This is a genomic window from Pantoea sp. CTOTU49201, assembly GCF_032054795.1.
Taxonomy (GTDB): domain Bacteria; phylum Pseudomonadota; class Gammaproteobacteria; order Enterobacterales; family Enterobacteriaceae; genus Pantoea; species Pantoea symbiotica.
In genome coordinates, this window is record NZ_DAMBSA010000580.1 from 1 (window position 1) to 2,122 (window position 2,122).

General features: G+C 54.9%; 2 protein-coding genes. Both read left to right on the plus strand.

The window, feature by feature from the left end; translation table 11 throughout:
* Window positions 1–90: 90 nt before the first annotated feature.
* Entirely contained in the window at window positions 91–1,044 is a 954-nt protein-coding gene (locus RTY00_RS24010) for a phosphoglycerate dehydrogenase (protein ID WP_312666642.1), read from the plus strand.
* A 44-nt stretch (window positions 1,045–1,088) separates the two neighbouring features.
* On the plus strand, window positions 1,089–2,122 hold a 1,034-nt coding region (locus tag RTY00_RS24015), incomplete at its 3' end, for an MFS transporter (protein WP_312666643.1).

Below are 2,122 nucleotides of genomic sequence, written 5' to 3' on the forward strand. Positions count from 1 at the left end.
TATGAATGCGCATATGAATGCGGTTTTGTAGGGTCGCCATTTATGGTGACCTGGCCAATTTGGCAGCATTTACTAACCCCGGGAAGAATCATGAAAGTCATCTGTACTTCACCGTCATTCGCCAAATACGACGCGGCGCCGATTGAGGTGCTGCAGCAGCACGGTTTTGAGTTGATCACACTGCCCGCCGATGCGCCGCTGAGCGCACTTCAGCCACATCTGGCTGACACCGTAGCGATGATTGTGGCCTTTACCGACATCAATGAAGAACTGCTGGCATTAGCGCCACAGCTGAAAATCGTCTGTAAGCACGGCGTTGGCGTCGACAACATCAATCTGGAAGCGACGCGCGCACGAGGGATTTACGTCACCAACGTGCCCGATGCCAACAAACACGCGGTTGCCGATTTCGCCTTTGCTTTGATCCTCAACAGCGCGCGTCAGATCACCCAAGCCGCCATTGAAACCCGAGCGGGCAGCTGGCCGCGAATTTTTGCCACCGACGTTTATGGCAAAACATTGGGCATCATCGGGCTGGGCAATATCGGCAAGCAGGTTGCGCTGCGCGCCAAAGGCTTCAACATGCGGGTTATCGCGTTTGATTTTTATCCCGATGAACAGTTTGCTGCCGAACACGGCATCGAATTCGTCACGCTGGATCAGCTGACCGAAACCAGCGATTTCATCACCCTGCACATGCCGCTTACCGATAAAACGCACAATCTGTTTGATGCCGCGCGCCTCAAACGCATGAAGAAAAATGCCTTCCTGATTAATGCCTCGCGCGGCGGCGTGGTGAACGAGCAAGATCTCTATCAGGCGTTGCTGGATAACGTGATTGCCGGAGCGGCGGCTGACGTGTTTGTGCAGGAACCGCTGAGCGAGCATCCACTGTTTACGCTCAACAACTTCATTCCTACTTCGCACATTGCCGGTTACACCGACGGCGCTATCAGCGCGATTGGTGAACGTTGCGTGTCGCAAATCGTGCAGTGCATCCAACAGGGCGAACGCCCGATCAACGTGATGAACGGGCTGGAATAACACGCCGCCTTTCTCTGTAACCCTTTTTCGAGTGGATAATTATTATGACTAACTCTGCGCGCTCGAGTCGTATCCGTTGGTGGATTGCTGGCCTGATGTGGCTGGCCATCGCCATTAACTACATTGACCGCACCGTGCTCTCGGCAGCGGCACCGCATCTGATCAAAGAGCTCGATATCAATCCTGAAATGATGGGCTTCATCATGGCGGCGTTCTTCTGGTCGTATGCGCTATTGCAGATCCCGGCGGGCTGGTTCGCCGATCGCTTCGGTCAGAAAAAAGGCCTTGGCATCGCCGTCGGCTGGTGGTCAATCGCGACCATGGCGATGGGCCTCGCAACCGGCTTTAAATCGCTACTGGCGCTGCGTTTAGCCCTCGGCGTCGGTGAAGCCGCTGCCTATCCCAGCAACGCCGGTATTACCGCGCGCTGGTTCCCGGATCGTGAACGCGCCACGGTTTCTGGCCTGTTTGACAGCGCCTCCAAGTTTGGTGGTGCGGTGGCCATGCCGCTGATCGTCTTTATGATCGCCTTGTTTGACTGGCGTCTGACCTTCCTCGCCATTGGTGCGCTCGGCTTGTTCTGGGTGATTGCCTGGTACTTTATCTACGCCGAGAATCCGGAAGATCATAAGTCGATTAGCAAAGAAGAAGTGCGCTTCATCCGTGACGGCCAGGCGCAGAAGCACGGCGATAAAAGCGTGCGTCCGATGAAATGGTACAAGCTGCTGCGCTACCGTAATATCTGGGCAATGTGCATTGGCTTCTTCACCATCAATTACACCTCCTATTTCTTTATCACCTGGCTGCCGACCTATCTGGTGAAAGATAAAGGCATGGATTTCCTCAAAATGGGGATGGTGGCCGCGCTGCCGCTGATCTGCGGCATGGTGATTGAAGTGCTGGCGGGTTGGGCATCGGATCGCATGGTGCATAACAAAGTGCTGTCGCTAACCGCCACACGCAAACTGTTCCTCACCATCGGCCTGCTGATGGCGCTATGCATCGGCTTTGCTCCGTTCACCGATTCGGTGTTTATGACCGTGCTGCTACTGTGTATCGCCAAATCCGGCACCACCGT